Below are 18,204 nucleotides of genomic sequence, written 5' to 3' on the forward strand. Positions count from 1 at the left end.
CTAGGCGTCGCGGCACCGGTATGGCCGTACGAGCCCGGGATGACCGCGGTTGTCACGAACGGTCAAGATCCGGCGCGGCGATTATCACTTCCGGCATTGATCCGGCGTGGGCGCGGACGTATGTTCCTCGCAAGTTTCGAGTACGCCTCATGTTTTGGGGGTCCTCACCCATGCATCCACGCCTCCGGCGCACGATCACCGCCGCCTCCGCGCTCGTGGTCCTCGCGCTGGCATCCCCCGCCGTGCCCGCGTCCGCCGCCGTCTACACCCCCGACGACTACTGCCTCGGCCAGTGCGCCGACATCCTGCCGCCGGGCCAGAACGGCAACGCCACCCTGGTCGAGATCCTCGGCAACCAGGCGTTCGGCACGATGCCGAAGCACAGCGACGACCAGCTCGGCAAGTACGCGGGCCTGGTGTCGGCCTACACCGGGCTCACCGACGACCAGATCACCTCGTTCTTCAACGACAGCTCCTTCGGCGTGCCGGCGGGGCAGGTGGAGAGCACCACGAGCCCCCGCACGGACGTGACGATCGTCCGGGACAAGGCCACCGGCGTGCCGCACATCACCGGCACCACCCGGGAGGGCACGATGTTCGGCGCCGGGTACGCGGGCGCGCAGGACCGGCTGTGGCTGATGGACCTGATGCGGCACGTCGGCCGCGGCGAGCTCACGCCGTTCGCCGGCGGCGCCCCGGGCAACCGCGCCCTGGAGCAGAGCGTGTGGCGCAACTCCCCCTACACCGAGGCCGACCTGCAGGCGCAGATCACCCGGCTGAAGAACTCCGGCCCCGGCGGCGCCCAGCTGTACAGCGACGTACAGAACTACGTGAACGGCATCAACGCCTACATCGACCACTGCATGGCCAACCGCGACTGCCCCGGCGAATACGTCCTCACCGGGCACCTGGACGCGATCACCAACGCCGGCGGGCCCGTGGACTTCACCATGACCGACCTGATCGCGGTCTCCGGCGTGATCGGCGGCCTCTTCGGCGGCGGTGGCGGGGCCGAGATGCAGTCCGCTCTCGCCCGGGTGGCGGCCCGCGCCGAGTACGGCACCGCCGCCGGGGATCAGGTGTGGTCGGCGTTCCGGTCCCAGAACGACCCGGAGACCACCCTGACCCTGCACAACGGCCAGAGCTTCCCCTTCGGGAACGTCTCCGGGGCGACCGGGGTCGTACTGCCCGACGCGGCGACGACCGCCCCCGTCGACATCACCCAGAACGAGACGGGCTCGGCCACCACGTCCGCCTCCCCCGCCAAGGGCGTGCTCGACGGGCTGGTGGTCGACAACTCCAAGCCGCACATGTCGAACGCGGTGGTGGTGTCGGCCGCCAAGTCGGCCACGGGACACCCCATCGCGGTGTTCGGCCCGCAGACCGGGTACTTCGCGCCGCAGCTGCTCATGCTGGAGGAGATCTCGGGGCCGGGCATCAGGGCGCGCGGCGTGGCGTTCTCGGGGCTCAACCTGTACGTGCTGATCGGGCGCGGCACGGACTACGCCTGGAGCGCCACCTCCAGCACCCAGGACATCACCGACACCTACGCGCTGCGCCTGTGCGACCCCGACGGCGGCCCGGTGACCACGGCGTCCGACCACTACCTCTACCACGGCGTCTGCACGGCGATGGAGACGCTGAAGAAGACCAACTCCTGGAAACCGAACACCGCCGACTCCACCGCCGCCGGCTCCTACGACCTGGTGATCCAACGCACCAAGTACGGCCTGGTCACCTGGCGCGGCACCGTCGACGGGCAGCCGACCGCGTTCGCCACGCTCAGGTCGACCTACCAGCACGAGGCCGACTCGGCGGTGGGGTTCCAGATGTTCAACGACCCGGCCCAGATGGGCGACGCGGCGGCGTTCACCAGGTCCGCCTCGAACATCGCCTTCGCGTTCAACTGGTTCTACGTGAACTCCACCGACGCGGCGTACTTCATGTCCGGCGCCGCTCCGGTCCGCTCGGCGGTTTCGGACCCGAACCTGCCGATGACCGCCGACGCGGCGCACGAATGGGCGGGCTTCGACCCCTCGACCAACACCGCGACCTACGCCCCCGCCTCCAGCCATCCGCAGACGACCGGCCAGGACTACCTCGTGAGCTGGAACAACAAGCAGGCCAAGGACTACGGGGCGGCCGACGGCAACTTCAGCTTCGGGGCCGTGCACCGGGCCGACCTGCTGGACGCCCCCGTCAAGGCCGCGCTGTCCGGGGGCGGCAAGCTCGACCGGGCAGGCACGGTGAAGATCATGGCTGAGGCGGCCGTGACCGACCTGCGGGGCAAGGAGGTCCTGCCGAACCTGCTGCGGGTCATCAACAGCGCCTCCGTCTCCGACCCGTCCCTCTCCTCGGCGGTGTCCAAGCTGGCGGCGTGGACGGCCGCGGGCGCGAAGCGGGTCGAGAGCTCGCCGGGGAGCAAGGCCTACGCGAACGCCGACGCCATCCGGGTGTTCGACGCGTGGTGGCCGAAGCTGGTGCAGGCGGAGTTCAGGCCCGGCCTGGGCGACGGGCTCTACCAGTCGCTGGTCAACGCCCTGCAGATCAACGAGTCACCCTCGGGCCACCAGCAGGGCGACGTGTCCAGCCTGCCGTCCTCGGCCAACGAGGCCCAGTCGCACAAGGGGTCGTCGTTCCAGTACGGCTGGTGGGGCTACGTCAGCAAGGACATCCGCGCCGTGCTCGGCGACACGGTCGCGGGCCCGCTGCCCAGGAAGTACTGCGGGGACGGCACGGTGGCGGGCTGCCGTACCGTGCTGCTGAACAGCCTGTCCGCCGCGCTGGCCGAGCCCGCGGCGACGACCTACCCGGCCGACGACGTCTGCTCCGCCGGGAACCAGTGGTGCGCCGACGCGATCAGGCAGTCGCCGCTCGGCGGCATCAAGCAGGCGCTGATCTCCTGGCAGAACCGGCCCACCTACCAGCAGGCGGTGTCCTTCCCCGCCCACCGGGGCGACCCGGTCGCCAACCTGGCGAGCGGCGGCACGGCCACCGCGTCCAGCACCCAGAGCTCCGCCTACCCGGCGGGCAAGGCCGTGGACGGCGACCCGACGACCCGCTGGTCGAGCGCGTCCAGCGACGCCCAGTACCTGCAGGTCGACCTCGGCTCTGCCAGGACGGTGGCCAGGGTGGTGCTGCGCTGGGAGGCGGCCTACGGCTCGGCGTACTCCCTGCAGACCTCCACCGACGGCTCCACCTGGACCACGGTCCACTCCACCACCACCGGCAACGGCGGAGTGGACAACGTGCCCCTCACCCCTACGACCGCCCGCTACATCCGGATGCAGGGCGTCAAGCGGGGGACCTCCTACGGCTACTCGCTGTACGAACTGGAGGCCTACTCCCGCTGACCCTTCGCGACGATCCACCGGCACCAGGCCCAGCCGGTCACCCGAGACAGGCATCGGCCGCTCCGCGAAGCGTGTCCGCCTCGCGGAGCGGCCGGCGCGGTGTCAGGGCAGCACGGAGCCAGGCTCCCGTGCGGCGTCACATGCCGCGGAGCCCGGCCCCCGCGGCGCGTCACGCGCCGGGGGACCGGGCTCCCGTGTGGTGTCAGGCGCTGCGGAGCTGGGCGCCGGTGCGGTCGCCGGCGAGGGCGACCGCGGCGTCGCGGGCCGCGGTGGTCTCCTCGACGGTCAGGGTGCGGTCGCCGGCCCGGAAACGCAAGGTGTAGGCCAGGGACTTGTTGCCCTCGCCCACCTGGGCCCCGGTGTAGACGTCGAACAGCCGGATCGACTCCAGCAGCTCGCCCGCGCCCTCGCGCAGGGCCGCCTCCACCTCGGCCACCGGCACCCCGGCCGGCACGACGAGCGCGACGTCCTGCGTGGCGACGGGGTAGGCCGAGACCGGCCGGGCCTGCACCGGGCCGGGCAGGCCGGCCTCCAGCACGCTGAGCTCCAGCTCCATCGCGCAGGTGCGGGGCGGCAGCCCGTACGCCTCGACGACGCGCGGGTGCAGCTCGCCGGCGTGGCCGAGGAGGGTCTCCCCGGCGTACAGCGCGGCGCACCGGCCGGGGTGCCAGGGCGCGTGCCGGTCGGCGCGGACGGTGATCTCGACCCCCGCCTCGCGGGCCACGGTGCGCGCGGCCTCGATGGCGTCGGACCAGGTCGCCGCGCGACCCTGCCCCCACCAGCCGGACCGCTCGAACTCGCCCGCCAGCACGACGGCGACGCGCAGCGGCTGCCGGGGCAGGGCCGCGGCGATCGTCTCCAGCTCCTCGTCGGTGGGCCTGCGCTCGACCCCCAGCACGGGCGCCTTCACCGGGGTGCCCTGCTCGGGCCGGTAGACCAGCCCGGACTCGAACAGCGCCAGATCGCCGAACCCGCGCCCGACGTTGCGCACCAGGGTCTTGAGCAGCCCCGGCAGCAGCGTGGTGCGCAGCAGCGGCTCGTCCTCGCTGAGCGGGTTGAACAGGGGCACCGCCCGGCGCCGCGCGTCGTCGGCCGGCAGCTGCAGGTGGTCGAAGTCACGCGGGCTGACGAACGGGTAGGCCAGCGTCTCGACGTATCCGGCGGCGGCCAGCGCGCGGCCGGCACGCCGCCGCAGCCGCTGGGCCTCCGTCAGCCCGCCGCCCGCCGGGGCGGCCGGCAGCACCGAGGGGATGCGGTCGTACCCCTCGAGCCGGATGACCTCTTCGGCCAGGTCGTTCGGGTCGGTGAGGTCGGGACGCCACGTCGGCGGCGTCACCGTGAGCACCTCGGCCGCGTCGGCCGCGTCGGGACCCTCGAGCACGTCGGCCGGGATGCCGGACGCCGTCTCGCCGCGGGCCGGCGCCGCGGCCCCGCCCTGCCCGGCCACGGTGCATCCGACCTGCTCCAGGCATCGCACCACGGCGTCTCGGCCGTATGCGACACCCGCGACCCGGTCGGGGTGGTCGGCCCGCATGGTGATCGTGATCGGCTCGACCTCGACCGAGACGTCGGTCACGCCGTGGTCGGCGGTGCCGCCGCCGAGCGCGACCAGCAGTTGCACCGCGCGCCAGGAGGCGTACAGCGGCAGCTCGCGGTCGACACCCCGCTCGAACCGGCGCGACGCCTCGCTGACGAGGTTGTGCCGGCGGGACATGCGGGCCACACCGCTCGGCGAGAAGTGGGCCGCCTCGATGACGATGTCGGCCGACTCGGCGGAGATCTCGGTGGCGAGACCGCCCATCGTGCCGGCCATGGAGATGGGGCCGGAGGAGTCGGTGATCAGGACGTCTTCGGGGTGCAGCTCGCGCGTGACGTGGTCGAGCGTCTCCAGCGTCTCGCCCGGCTCGGCCCTGCGGACCACGATGGGGCCGGTCAGCCGGGAGCGGTCGAAGGTGTGCAGCGGCTGGCCCAGCTCGAGCATGACGTAGTTGGCGACGTCGACGGCCAGGGAGACCGGCCGCATGCCGGCCCTGATCAGCCGCACCTGCATCCACATCGGCGTCTCGGCGGACGGGTCGAACCCGGTCACCGACCGCAGCACGAACCTGTCGCACGCGGAGGGGTCGGCGATGGACGCCGGGTGGGCCTCCTCGGTGAAGGGCGGCGGCTCGATGTCGGCCGGGTCGCGCCAGGGCACGCCGAAGGCGGTGGCCGCCTCACGGGCGACGCCGCGGATCGACAGGGCGTACCCCCGGTCGGGGGTGATCTCCAGCTCGATGACGTCGTCGCGCAGGCCGAGCAGCTCGACGACGTCGGCGCCGAGGTGGGTGTCGGGCGGCAGGATCAGGATGCCGCTGTGGTCGTCGCCGATGCCGAGCTCTCGCGCCGAGCAGATCATGCCGTCGGAGACGCGGCCGTAGGTCTTGCGGGACCCGACCTCGAACCCGCCGGGCAGCACCGCGCCGGGCAGCGCGACGGCCACGCGGTCGCCGACCGAGAAGTTGGTGGCGCCGCAGATGACCCAGCGCGGCGCGGCCTCGCCCACCTCGAGGGAGCAGTAGCGGATGGGCTTCTTGAAGCCGGTGAGCTCCTCGATCGACAGCACCTCGCCCACCACGACGTTCTTGACGTCGTTGCCGACCGACTCGATGGACTCGAGCTTGAGCCCGGCCGCGGTGAGCTTCTCGGCGACCTCGTGGGCGGTGGCGGCGGGCAGGTCGACGTACTCCCGCAGCCAGGAGAGCGGGAACTTCATCAGACCTCCATACCGAACGGGAGCGTGAAGCGCACGTCTCCCTCGACCATGTCTCGCATGTCCTCGGCGTTGTGGCGGAACATCAGCGTGCGCTCGACGCCCATGCCGAAGGCGAATCCGCTGTAGCGCTCAGGATCGACACCGCAGGCCACCAGCACCCGCGGGTTGACCATGCCGCAGCCGCCCCACTCGATCCAGCCCTCGGACTTGCAGGTGCGGCACGGCGGGTTGCCCGGCACCGCGGAGGAGCCGCGGCACACGAAGCAGCGAAGGTCCATCTCGGCGGACGGCTCGGTGAAGGGGAAGTAGTTGGGCCGGAACCGGGTGCCGATGCCCTCGCCGAACATGACCTCGGCGAAGCGGTCGAGCGTGCCCTTCAGGTGGGCCATCGTCAGCCCCTCGTCGATCGCCAGGCCCTCGACCTGGTGGAAGACGGGGGTGTGGGTGGCGTCGAGCTCGTCGGTGCGGAAGACCTTGCCGGGCGAGACGACGTACACCGGCAGCTCACGGGACAGCAGCGCCCGGATCTGCACCGGGGAGGTCTGCGTGCGCAGCACCTTGCCGGAGTCGACCGACTCGACGAAGAAGGTGTCGTGCTCGGAGCGGGCCGGGTGGTCGGGCGAGATGTTGAGGGCGTCGAAGTTGAACCACTCGCCCTCCAGCTCGGGCCCCTCGGCCACTTCGTAGCCCATCGCGACGAAGGCGTCGGCGATGCGCTCCTGCAGAGTGGTGAGCGGATGCCTGGCCCCCTGGGGCGCGCGGCCCCACGGGAGGGTGACATCGACGGTCTCCTCGACCAGGACGCGCTCGTCGCGCTCGGCGGTCAGCACGGCCTGCCGGGCCGCCAGCGCCTCGTTGATGGCCTTGCGCGCGCCACCGATGCGCTTGCCGGCCTCGGCTCGGGCCTGGGGAGGCAGCGCGCCGATCTCGCGGTTGGCGAGCGCGATCGGCGAGCGGTCGCCGGAGTGCGCCAGGCGCACCTGCTTGAGTTCGTCGAGGTCGGCGGCCGCGTCGATGGCGGCGATGGCTTCCGCCTCCATGCGCGCCACCTCGTCGGCGTGCAACGGCGTCACCTCGACCGGGTCATAGGTGTTCGACAAGAGAGAGCTCCGTATCCAGGGCTTGAGCGGGCACGAGTCTAGTCCGTCCAGAGTGGGCGCCCGGCCGCGAGCCGGGGCCCTGTGGAAAACTTCCGGCGATCAGGTGAGACGGCGTGGGCGAGGACTCCGGGACGTCTCGATCACGCGGCGGACGCCATCAGGAGCCTGCCCCGCGACCTTGTGCTCGGCACCCGTGCGGCACGAGCGCGAACGATGCCGGCCTGGTGTGGCCCACCGGCCGTCCCGTGCGACGCCTCAGGCGAAGTCGGGGGTGCCGGCGGGCATGGTAAATCGGAACTCGGCGCCGCCGCCGGGCGCCCGCTGCACCGTGATCGTGCCACCGTGGGCCTCGACGAGGCCCTTGACGATGAAGAGGCCGAGCCCCGTGCCGCCGCGGCGGCGGCTGTTGCCGCGCCAGAACTGGCGGAAGACGCGTGAGGCCAGCTCGGGTGCGACACCCTCTCCCTGGTCACGCACGGACACGGCCACTCCCCACTCGACGGGCTCCACGACTATGGTGACGGTGCCTCGCCCATGGCGCACCGCATTTTCCAACAAGTTTCCGAGGATCTGGTCGACCTTGTCCTGATCGAGCCACATCTCGGGCAGCTCGCCGTGCACCTCGAGCCGGAAGCGGCCCTCGGGCTCCCCTGCGGCGACCCGACCTGCGATGATCTTACTGGCTCGGGCAGGGATGTCGACGACCTGCCGGTGGATCTGCAGGCGCCCCGACTCGATGCGCGAGACGTCGAGCAGCTCGGTGATCAGGCGGGTGACGCGGTCGGCGTCGGCGTTGACGGTCTCGAGCATCACGCGCTTCTGGTCGTCGGTGAAGCGCTCCCACTTGGCCAGAAGGGTGGCGGTGAAACCCTTCACGCTGGTGAGCGGGGACCGCAGCTCGTGGGCGACGGTGGAGACCAGGTCGGCGCGGCTGCGCTCCAGCCGGGCCCGGGCCGCGGCGTCGCGCAGCGTGACCACGACCCGGACGACGTCGCCGCCGCGCGGCGGGGTGCGGACGAAACGGGCGGCCACCAGCAGCTCGTGGCCGCCGGGCAGATAGAGCGAGCATTCGGGCTGGCGGGTGCGGATGCGCAGGCCGCCGTAGGCGTCGAGCCACTTCCACCAGTCGCGGCCGTCGTTGTCGCGGAAGGGCAGGACGTCGGGGAAGAGCTTGCCGATCACGGCGTCGTGCTCGATGCCCGTCAGGCGGCCCGCCGCCCGGTTGAACGCGATCACGCGGCCCCGGTCGTCGGCGACGACGACCCCGTCGGGGAGATCGTCGACCTCGATCGAGCATGCGGCATCCGCGCCATGTTGGTGGGATTGTCCGCCCCGCACTATCGCCTCCTCGACCTACAGGCCCGACAATAGCGGGTTTCCCGTCGCCCGCGGCAGCCCCACGGCGGGTCTGAGACGACGGGGCCACCGCGATGTGTCGCCCACGCGGGGGCGGGGTGGCCGATACGGCTAGGGGGTGCGCTGGGCGCGAGCGGAGGCGTACAGGCAGACGGCGGCCGCCGTGGCGAGGTTGAGGCTCTCGGCGCGTCCGTAGATCGGCACGCGGACGACCTCGTCGGCGAGCTCGAGGATTTCCTCGGGCAGGCCCCAGGCCTCGTTGCCGAAGATCCAGGCGGTGGGGCCGGTGAGGTCGACGTCGTCGAGGGTCTTGGTGCCCGCCCCGTCGGCGGCCAGCACGCGCAGCCCCTTGTCCTTCAGGTGGCGCACGGCCTCGGCCACGGGGGCCGCGGTGACCACGGGAAGGTGGAAAAGGCTTCCCGCGCTGGCCCTGACGCACTTGCCGTTGTAGGGGTCGACCGAGGCGTCGGTGAAGACCACGGCGTCGGCTCCCGCCGCGTCGGCCGTGCGGAGCACCGTGCCGGCGTTGCCGGGGTCGCGCACGTGCGCGAGCACCGCGACCAGGCCGGCCTCGCCGGTGACGGCCTCGGCCAGCGGGACGTGCACGAACCGGCAGACCGCGAGCAACCCCTGCGGGGTCACGGTCTGGGCGAGCTCGGCCATCACCTCGCCGCTGGTGCCGAACACCGGCACTCCCGCCTCGCGCGCCGCGGCGACGATGTCGGCGTGCCGCGTCTCGGCGTCGGCGGTGGTGAACAGCTCGACGGTCACCCCGGGGAGCGCCAGCGCCTCCCTGACCGCCTGCGGCCCCTCGGCGAGGAAGGCGCGGTCGCGGTCCCTGAAGGCGCGCTTGGTCAGGCGCTTGGCCGCCTTGACCCGCGGAGACTTGGTGTTGGTCAGCTCGGCCCCGGCCATGTGCCCCCCTCTTGACCCGTCGTCCGCACACAGCGCCTGGGCGGAAACAGGTTCAACCTCGAACCGTTTACGGCACCCGTGCGGTTCGGCCACGGGACGACCTCCGGGTGCTGCCCGGAAAGCAGTGAACGACCCGCTCCGCGAGAGAACGAGTCGTTCACGGGGTGGTGCGTCGGGTCAGCTGGCGACCGGCGCGTTCACGTCGGCCGGAAGCGCCTTGCGGGCCGCCTCGGCCAGGGCGGCGAAGGCCTGGCTGTCGTTGACCGCGAGGTCGGCGAGGATCTTGCGGTCGACCTCGATACCGGCGGCCTTGAGGCCCTGGATGAACCGGTTGTAGGTGATGCCGTTGGCGCGGGCCGCGGCGTTGATCCGCTGGATCCACAGGCGCCGGAAGGTGCCCTTCTTGTCCTTGCGGTCCCGGTACGCATAGGTCAGAGAGTGGAGCATCTGCTCCTTGGCCTTGCGGTACAACCGCGACCGCTGACCCCGGTAACCACTCGCCCGCTCGAGGACGACGCGGCGCTTCTTCTTGGCGTTGAGCGCCCGCTTTACGCGTGCCATTGTTCTTTCTCCCCGGGGGTTCGGTTACTTGCCGAGCAGCTTCTTGATCTTCTTGGTGTCGGCATCGGACATGACGACCTCATCCTTGAGACGACGCGTCAGCTTCGACGACTTCCACTCGTTGTAGTGGGCACGGTTCGCACGCCGGCGAATGATCTTGCCGCTTCCGCTGAGGCGGAACCGCTTCTTCGCACCACTGTGCGTCTTCATCTTCGGCATGTCAGCCGTGTCTCCCTCGTTCGTCCGTGCCGATGTCCCGGGTCAAGGTACCCCAGTCAGGGCTCGCCCTGACCGCGGACCTGACCCGGTCTCGGTGTCTTTCGCTTCCCGCCGAGCCGTCAGGCGGGGCGCGTCACTCCCGCGGTGCGCGTGCCCGCGCAGCGCCGCGGTCGGCTCAGGCTTCGGTCTCCGCCGGCTCGTCGGCGGAGGTCCTGGAACGGGCCGCGGCCTTCTCGGCCTTGGCTTCGGCCTTCTTCTTGTGCGGCCCGATCACCATGATCATGTTTCGGCCGTCCTGCTTGGGCTGGGACTCGACGAAGCCGAGCTCCGTCACGTCCTCCGCCAGCCGCTGCAGGAGCCGGAAGCCGAGTTCCGGACGGGACTGCTCACGTCCGCGGAACATGATCGTGACCTTGACCTTGTCCCCCGCTTTGAGGAACCGCACGACGTGACCCTTCTTGGTCTCGTAGTCATGCGGGTCGATCTTCGGCCGGAGCTTGATCTCCTTGATGATCGTGTGCGCCTGGTTGCGGCGCGCCTCGCGTGCCTTCATGGCGGACTCGTACTTGAACTTGCCGTAGTCCATGAGCTTGCACACGGGCGGACGAGCCGTCGCCGCGACCTCGACGAGGTCGAGATCGGACTCCTGGGCCAGCTTCAGAGCGTCACCGATGGAGACGATGCCGACCTGCTCGCCGTTCGGTCCCACGAGGCGGACCTCGGGCACACGAATGCGCTCGTTGATGCGGGGCTCAGTGCTGATGGGACCTCCTAGGTACCTGGCATATATCCGCGTCGGTGCTCGACCGTGTCCGGGACTTTCCGCATATATGCGAAAAGCCCCACACGTCGCGCATGCGGGGCCACTGAGCTCTTCGGTCACCCGAATGGTGAGCTCCCCGGAGGAGTCCGGAGTGATCCTTGACCCGTCGACCTCTCGGCCGAGCAGGTGGGAGGAAGACCTCCGCTTGCGCGTCCAGCAGTCATGCCGGACCGATCAAGCAGTTACATTACCACAACACCGAGTGCCCATCGAATCATCCCCCTAACCCTGCGGGGTGTGATCCGGGTGTCACCCGGCCGCGCGCCTGGCGATCTCGGCCTCGCCCGCCGCGCGCATGGCCTCGACCGGCGCGCCGGGCAGGCCCGTGTGCAGCTCCACCTGGCGGGCGGCCTGGTGGAGCAGCATGGCGAACCCGCTGACCACCGTGCCCCCGGCCTCCCCCACGGCGCGGGCCAGCGGCGTCGGCCAGGGCGCGTAGACGACGTCGAACACGGCCGGCACCGCGGCGAGGGCCGCGGCGTAGGGGTCGGCGGCCCCCGAGGGCAGGGTGGAGACGACCAGGTCGACGTCGAGGACCGCCTCCAGCTTGTCGAACGTCCGCACGGCCAGGGCCATGCCGAGCCGCTCGGCGACCTCGGCGGTCTCCCTGGCCCGCGACGGCTCGCGTACGACCAGGGTGGCCGCGGGCAGGCCGAGCTCGCGCAGGGCGGCGAGCGTGGAGCCGGCCGTGGCGCCGCCGCCGAGGACGGTGGCCGAGCGGGGGGCGCCCGCCCCGGCCTCGGCGAGGGCCTGGACGATGCCGTACACGTCGGTGTTCTCGCCGTGCCGCGCGCCGTCGCGGAAGACCACGGTGTTCACCCCGCCGACCTCGACGGCGAGGTCGGCGACGGTGTCGAGCAGCGGCAGCACGGCGCGCTTGAGCGGCATGGTGAGCGACAGGCCCGCCCATTCGGGGCCCATCTCCGCCAGCAGCCCCGGCAGCCCGGCCTCGTCGCACTCGATGGCGTCGTAACGCCACCCGTGCAGGCCGAGCGCCTCGTACGCGGCCCGGTGCAGGAACGGCGACAACGAGTGCGCGATCGGCGAACCGAGGACGGCCGCCCGGCGCTCAGCGGGCATCAGCCGGTGCTCCCGCTGTTGCGGTTGAGCTCCTGCACGAGCTTGTTGAACTCCGCGAAGGAGTCGGTGAACTTGGTGATGCCGCGCTTGGGGTCGGTGGCGACGAAGTACAGCCAGTTGCCGTTGGCGGGCTTGAGGGCGGCCTCGATGGCGTGCTCGCCGGGGTTGCCGATCGGCCCGGGGGGCAGGCCGAGGTGCGCGTAGGTGTTGTACGGCGAGGGGTTGCTGGTCTCCTCGTGGGTGGCCCGGGTGCCGAACTTGTTCAGCGCGTACATCGTCGTGCTGTCCATCTGCAGCTTCATCGGCAGATTGAGCCGGTTGTAGATGACCCGCGCGATCTTGGGCATGTCGCGGGTGTTACCGGTCTCGGCCTGCACGATGCTGGCGATCGTCAGGATCTCCAGCGGGGTGCGGTTGAGCCGCCTGGCGCCCGCGACGAGGCCGACGTCGTCGGCCGCGCTCTTGTAGCGCTCGACCATGCTCCCGAGGATGTCCTCGGGCGTGGACTTCGGCGAGAGCTCGTAGGTCGCGGGGAAGGCGAACCCTTCGAGCCTGCCCTTGGCGTACGACGGCAGGTCGAGCGCCTTGCGGTCCTTGGAGGCCTTCTTGAAGTCCTCGACGGGCTTGCCGGTGGCGGTCGACAACTGGTCGAGGATCTGCGTGAGCCGCAGCCCCTCCCGGATCGTGAGCGTGGTCCTCAGCCGGAGCTTGGGGTCGAGCAGGGGGACGGCCTGCTTGGCCGCCATGCCCTTGCGCAGCTTGTACTGCCCCGGCTGGAGAGAGGCGGTCTTGCCGGCGTCGCCGAGGGCGTTGACGAACGCGCGCTCGCTGGCGACGACGCCCTGGGCGACGAGGGTCTGGGCCACGTCGCTGGCGCTCTGCCCGTCCTTGATCTCCACCAGGACCTCGCCCGAGCCCGGGCCGGAGAAGTCCTTGGCGACGGCGACGCCGCGGACCCAGTTGTAGCCGTAGTACCCGCCGACGCCGAGGATGCCGACGATGACCACGATCGCCACGACGAAGGCGACGAATCCCTTGCGGCGCTGCCGCCGCTGCCGTCTCCTGCTGCGGGAGCGGGCGACTCTGGAGCCGCGTGACCTGCGCCGGGGACCTTCGTCGTCCTCGGCACCCAGCAGACTATCGAGGTCCAGATCGTTCATAGGTGCGCTCGCCAATCTCGCGCTAGGACGGGCCTGTCGTCAAGCGAGTGCCCCGAATTGGTGCGACGGACCCGGCGGGTCGCCGTCTCCGCCTGCGGGGCCGCGCCGGGCCGGAGGACCGAGCGCGTACGCGAGGCAGTGGCTGCGACGCCGGGCATCAGTGCTGCCCGAGACGTTTGTTCAGCTCTTCCCGCAACTTCACGAACTCACTCTCTTTGTCGGTGAATTTCGTGATTCTATGCTCTGGGTCAATCGTGACAAACCAGTACCAATCACCCTTAGCTGGTTGGAGCGCCGCTCGGAGTGCCGCCTCCCCGGGGTTGCTGATCGGCCCGGGCGGCAGGCCTCGATGCATGTAGGTGTTGTAGGGGGTGTCGCGCTTGATCTCGGCGTTCGACGCCACGATGCCGTGCTTGCCCAGGCCGTACATCACCGTGCTGTCCATCTCCAGCTTGGCTCCGGACGCCAGGCGATTGTAGATCACCCTGGCGATCTTCGGATAGTCGTCGACCCGGCCCCCCTCCGCCTGGGCGATGCTGGCGACGATGACCACCTCACGGGGGTGGAGGTGGATCTTCTTGGCCCCCTCCTCCAGGTCGAGGTGCGCGGCGGCGTGCCTGAACCTGCGGATCATCGCCCGCACCAGATCGCGCGGCGTCGTGGCACGTTCCACGTCGTAGGTGGCGGGGAACAGGAACCCCTCGGCGGCCCCCTTGGCGTACGCCGGCAGTCCGAGGCCGTCCGGCTTGGCGATGATCGCGGTGAACTGGTCGGCGGGCAGGCCCGTGCCCTGGGCCAGGCGGGCGGCCGTCTCGACCCCGCGCAGGCCCTCGGGGATCAGAACGCGCCTGCGGATCCGGGATCCCGGCGCCAGAAGCAGGTCGAGGGCCGAGGCCGCCGCCATGCGCCTGCGCAGCCGGTAGCGTCCGGGTCTGAGATTGCCTTCCTCGCCGCGCTGCTCGACGGCCCCGACGAACGCCCTGGCGCTCGCCACCACCCCCGCGCGGGCGAGGACCTCGGCGATCTGACCGGCGCTCGCGCCCGGGGGGATCTCGACGACGACGGAGCCCGCCCCCTGGCCCTGGAAGTCGTCGGGGCCCATGAGGGGGTGCACGAGCGCGAGCGCCCCGGCGAGCCCGGCGGCGACCAGCACGGCGGTGCCGCCTCCCGCCAGCAGCAGGAGCGTACGGCGGCTGCGCGCCCGCCGCGCGTCGTCGTCCTCGGGCTCCTCGTCGTCGGTGAAGGCGATGAGCTCGCCGGCGTCGCTCCCCTCCTCTGGCGAACCACCGTCGCCCGCCTCGCCCTCCACGCCGGGCGAACCACCCTCGCTGGGCGAACCGTGGTCGTCGGAGGAACCACCCGGACCGGAGGAACCACCGGCGTTGGGCGAATCGCCCGGATCGGAGGAACCACCCTCGCTGGGCGAATCGCCTGAACCGGACGGAGCGCCCTCGCTGGGCGATCCACCCGGACTCGATGAACCGGCCTCGCCGGGCGCACCACCTGCACCGTGCGGACCGGCCTCGCCGTGCTCAGCTGACGGGCCGGGCGTGCCCGCCGACGGGACGGGCTTCCCGCTGTGGTCCTCCGGCTCCGCCTCGGCGACACGGTCGTCCGGTGCGGCCTTCGCGGTGCCGGAGACGTCCTCGGGGCTCACGTCCTCGCCCTCGGCGGGGACGCCGGGGCGGGTCACCTCGCCGGCCCGGCACTCGATTCCCCGCCGGGGCGCTGCCCCGGCGGCTCGACGGGTCTGCCCGGTGGGGCGCCGCTCGCCCGCTCGGCGTCCAGGGCGGCCTGCAACAGCACCACCGCCGCCGCCTGGTCGACCATCGCCCGCTGGTTCCTGGCCTTGACGCCGCTCGCCCGCAGGCCCTGCTGGGCGGTGACGGTGGTCAGCCGCTCGTCGTAGAGCCGGACGGGCGTCGGGGCCAGGCGCGCGGCCAGGCGGCGGGCGTAGTCGCGGGCGAGGCCCGCGGCGTGGCTCTCGCGGCCGGACAGCGAGGTGGGCAGGCCGACGACCACCTCGATCGCCTCGTGCTCGCCGGCGATCTCGGCGATGCGGTCGAGATCATCCCGGCCGCGCCGCACGGTCTCCACGGGCGTGGCCAGCAGCCCCGAAGGATCGCTGCGGGCCACGCCGACGCGGACCGACCCCACGTCGACGCCGAGGCGCACTCCGCGCCTCATGCCGGTCTCCGTGAGAAGTGCCCGATCAGGAGACGGCCTCCCGGATCGCGTGCTCGACGGCGCCGAGCGCCTCGCCGATCGCCTCAGGACGGGCTCCGCCTCCCTGAGCGACGTCATCCTTACCGCCACCGCCACCCCCAAGTGCCTTGGCGGCGACGCCGACCAGTCGTCCGGCCGCAAGGCCCCGGCCGCGCCCCGCATCGTTCACGGCGGCGACCACGACCGGCCGGTCGGTGGGGACACCGGCGACAACGATCACCGCAGCGCGGTCCCCGGGGAATCGACCACGCACATCGAGAGCGAGTTTACGCAGGTCATCGGGCGAAGTGCCGTCAGGCGCGCGGTGGGTGACGACCGATACGCCCTCGACGTCGCGGGCCGCGGCGGCGAGCTCGCCCGCCACGGCGAGCACCTGGGCGGAGCGGAGCTTCTCGAGCTCGCGCTCGGCGGTGCGCAGGCGGCCGACGATGCCCTCGATGCGCTCGGGAAGCTCCTCGCGCCGGGCCTTGAGCTGCTCGCTGAGCTGGGCGACCAGCACGCTCTCGCGGGCGAGGAAGCGGAAGGCGTCCAGGCCGACCAGCGCCTCCACGCGGCGCACGCCGGCGCCGATGGACGACTCGCCGAGCACCTTGACCAGGCCGAGCTGCCCCGAGCTGGCCACGTGGGTGCCGCCGCACAGCTCGCGGGAGTAGTCGCCGACCTCGACGATGCGGACCTCGTCGCCGTACTTCTCACCGAACAGCGCCAGCGCGCCCATCGCGCGGGCCTCGCTGAGCGAGGTGTGGTAGGCGTGGACCTTGAGGTCGTTGATCAGGATGGCGTTGACCTCGTCCTCGACGTCGCGCAGCACGGTCGGCGAGACCGCCCCGGCCGCGGTGAAGTCGAAGCGGAAGCGGCCCGGGGAGTTCTCGGAGCCGGCCTGCGCGGCGCTCTCGCCAAGGGCGTTGCGGAACCCGCGATGCACCAGGTGGGTCGCGGTGTGGCTGCGGGAGATCGCGCGGCGGCGCTCGACGTCGATCTCGGACTGCGCCGGGTCGCCCACGCGGATCTCGCCGGAGCTGACCTTGCCGCGGTGGACCACCAGGCCGGCGAACGGCGACTGGACGTCGACGATCTCGACCTGGGCGCCGCTCGTGCGGATCACGCCCTGGTCGGACAGCTGGCCGCCGCCCTCGGCGTAGAACGGGGTGCGGTCGAGGACGATCTCGACGGTGCTGCCCGCGCCCGCCGCGGCGACGGACGCGCCGTCGACCAGCACGCCGACGACGGTGCCCTCGGCGGTGGTGTGGTCGTAGCCGAGGAAGTCGACCTTGCCGGAGCGGTCGAGGATCTCGCCGAGCACCGAGACGTCGAGGTTGCCGGTCTTCTTGGCCGCCGAGTCGGCCTTGGCGCGGTCGCGCTGCTCCTTCATCAGGCGGCGGAAGCCCTCTTCGTCGACCTGCAGGCCCTGCTCGGCCGCCATCTCCAGGGTGAGGTCGATCGGGAAGCCGTAGGTGTCGTGGAGCTGGAACGCCTGGCTGCCCGCGAGCGTGGCCGCGCCCTTGCGCTTGGTCTCCTCGACGGCCGCGTCGAAGATCGCGGTGCCGGTGCGCAGGGTGCCGAGGAAGGAGGTCTCCTCGGCGTCGATCACCGTGTGGATGTGGGCCGCGTCGGCCTTCAGCTCGGGGTACAGCGCGCCCATCGCCTCGATGGTGGTGGCGGTGAGCTCGTGCATGTAGCGCTCGTCGCCCGCGCCGAGCAGGCGGAGGTTGCGGATGGCGCGGCGCAGCATGCGGCGCAGGACGTATCCGCGGCCCTCGTTGGAGGGCAGCACGCCGTCGCCGACGAGCATGACGCCCGCGCGCATGTGGTCGGCGACCACGCGCAGCGAGACGTCGGAGCGGCCGCTGCGGCCGTAGCGCGACTTGGTCAGCTCGGCCGCGCGGTCGAGGATCTTGTAGGTGGTGTCGATCTCGTAGATGTTGTCGACGCCCTGCAGGATCGCCGCCATGCGCTCCAGGCCCATGCCGGTGTCGACGCTCTTGGCGGGCAGCTCGCCCTGGATGTCGAAGTCGATCTTGCTACGGACCGTGCTGAGCTGGAACTGCATGAAGACGTTGTTCCAGACCTCGAGGTAGCGGTTCTCGTCGGCCTCGGGGCCGCCGTCCTGACCGTACTCGGGGCCGCGGTCGTAGTAGATCTCGGAGCAGGGGCCGCCGGGGCCGGGCACGCCCATGTGCCAGTAGTTGTCGGCCAGGCCGCGGCGCTGGATGCGCTCGGCCGGCACGCCCACCTTGCGCCAGATCTCGTAGGCCTCGTCGTCGTCGTGGTAGACGGTGGCCCACATGCGCTCCTCGGGGAAGCCGAAGCCGCCCTCGGACTCCGGCTTGGTGAGCAGCTCCCAGGCGTACGGGATCGCCTGCTCCTTGAAGTAGTCGCCGAAGGAGAAGTTGCCGAGCATCTGGAAGAAACTGGCGTGCCGGGTGGTCTTGCCGACCTCGTCGATGTCGAGGGTGCGCACGCACTTCTGGACGCTGGTGGCCCTGGGGTACGGCGGCTTCTTCTGGCCCAGGAAGTAGGGCTTGAAGGGCACCATGCCCGCGTTGACCAGCAGCAGAGTCGGGTCCTCGGCGACAAGGCTGGCCGAGGGCACGACAGTGTGTCCGCGCTCCTCGAAGAAGCGCAGGAAGCGGCGGGCGATCTCTGCCGACTCCAT

At 71.5% G+C, this 18,204-nt stretch carries 13 protein-coding genes; 1 reads left to right on the top strand and 12 read right to left on the bottom strand.

The features are described from left to right. Window positions 1-170: 170 nt before the first annotated feature. Window positions 171-3,353, top strand: coding sequence for a penicillin acylase family protein (locus tag KIK05_RS43645; RefSeq protein WP_214416806.1), 3,183 nt, complete (start codon window positions 171-173; stop codon window positions 3,351-3,353). Between the two features lie 202 nt (window positions 3,354-3,555). Here KIK05_RS43645 and KIK05_RS43650 read toward each other — a convergent pair whose 3' ends face one another. The 12 genes from KIK05_RS43650 to alaS form a co-directional block, all read right to left on the bottom strand. Continuing rightward, on the bottom strand, window positions 3,556-6,108 hold the full coding sequence (locus KIK05_RS43650; RefSeq protein ID WP_214416807.1) for a phenylalanine--tRNA ligase subunit beta: 2,553 nt from the start codon (window positions 6,106-6,108) through the stop codon (window positions 3,556-3,558). After that, a complete protein-coding gene (gene pheS / locus KIK05_RS43655) occupies window positions 6,108-7,148 on the bottom strand; it encodes a phenylalanine--tRNA ligase subunit alpha (RefSeq protein ID WP_250564448.1) in 1,041 nt (346 codons plus the stop codon). The genes KIK05_RS43650 and pheS overlap by 1 nt, the downstream gene beginning before the upstream one ends. A 315-nt stretch (window positions 7,149-7,463) precedes the next feature. Then, complete coding sequence (locus KIK05_RS43660; RefSeq protein WP_214416809.1) at window positions 7,464-8,546, bottom strand: sensor histidine kinase; 1,083 nt, start codon at window positions 8,544-8,546, stop codon at window positions 7,464-7,466. A 129-nt stretch (window positions 8,547-8,675) separates the two neighbouring features. Continuing rightward, window positions 8,676-9,479 carry a TrmH family RNA methyltransferase gene (locus KIK05_RS43665; protein WP_214416810.1) on the bottom strand — a complete coding sequence of 268 codons (804 nt, stop codon included), beginning with the start codon at window positions 9,477-9,479 and terminating at the stop codon, window positions 8,676-8,678. Between the two features lie 177 nt (window positions 9,480-9,656). Then, window positions 9,657-10,040, bottom strand: coding sequence for a 50S ribosomal protein L20 (gene rplT, locus KIK05_RS43670; RefSeq protein WP_214416811.1), 384 nt, complete (start codon window positions 10,038-10,040; stop codon window positions 9,657-9,659). A 24-nt stretch (window positions 10,041-10,064) separates the two neighbouring features. Further along, entirely contained in the window at window positions 10,065-10,259 is a 195-nt protein-coding gene (gene rpmI / locus KIK05_RS43675; RefSeq protein ID WP_214416812.1) for a 50S ribosomal protein L35, read from the bottom strand. Between the two features lie 175 nt (window positions 10,260-10,434). Then, entirely contained in the window at window positions 10,435-11,091 is a 657-nt protein-coding gene (gene infC, locus KIK05_RS43680) for a translation initiation factor IF-3 (protein ID WP_443729137.1), read from the bottom strand. Between the two features lie 240 nt (window positions 11,092-11,331). After that, window positions 11,332-12,162 (bottom strand): shikimate dehydrogenase, encoded by an 831-nt coding sequence (locus KIK05_RS43685; RefSeq protein WP_214416813.1) that lies wholly within the window; start codon window positions 12,160-12,162, stop codon window positions 11,332-11,334. Next, the gene (gene mltG, locus KIK05_RS43690; protein WP_214416814.1) at window positions 12,162-13,322 is read right to left on the bottom strand and encodes an endolytic transglycosylase MltG; all 1,161 of its coding nucleotides are present in this window, start codon (window positions 13,320-13,322) and stop codon (window positions 12,162-12,164) included. The genes KIK05_RS43685 and mltG (KIK05_RS43690) overlap by 1 nt, the downstream gene beginning before the upstream one ends. Before the next feature lie 157 nt (window positions 13,323-13,479). Next, window positions 13,480-14,631 carry an endolytic transglycosylase MltG gene (gene mltG, locus KIK05_RS43695; protein ID WP_308250390.1) on the bottom strand — a complete coding sequence of 384 codons (1,152 nt, stop codon included), beginning with the start codon at window positions 14,629-14,631 and terminating at the stop codon, window positions 13,480-13,482. A gap of 380 nt (window positions 14,632-15,011) precedes the next feature. Then, on the bottom strand, window positions 15,012-15,509 hold the full coding sequence (gene ruvX / locus KIK05_RS43700) for a Holliday junction resolvase RuvX (protein WP_214416815.1): 498 nt from the start codon (window positions 15,507-15,509) through the stop codon (window positions 15,012-15,014). 25 nt (window positions 15,510-15,534) lie between these two features. Beyond that, window positions 15,535-18,204, bottom strand: a complete 2,670-nt coding sequence (gene alaS, locus KIK05_RS43705; RefSeq protein ID WP_214416816.1) for an alanine--tRNA ligase — start codon at window positions 18,202-18,204, stop codon at window positions 15,535-15,537.

Source organism: Sphaerisporangium fuscum (assembly GCF_018531465.1).
Classification (GTDB): domain Bacteria; phylum Actinomycetota; class Actinomycetes; order Streptosporangiales; family Streptosporangiaceae; genus Sphaerisporangium; species Sphaerisporangium fuscum.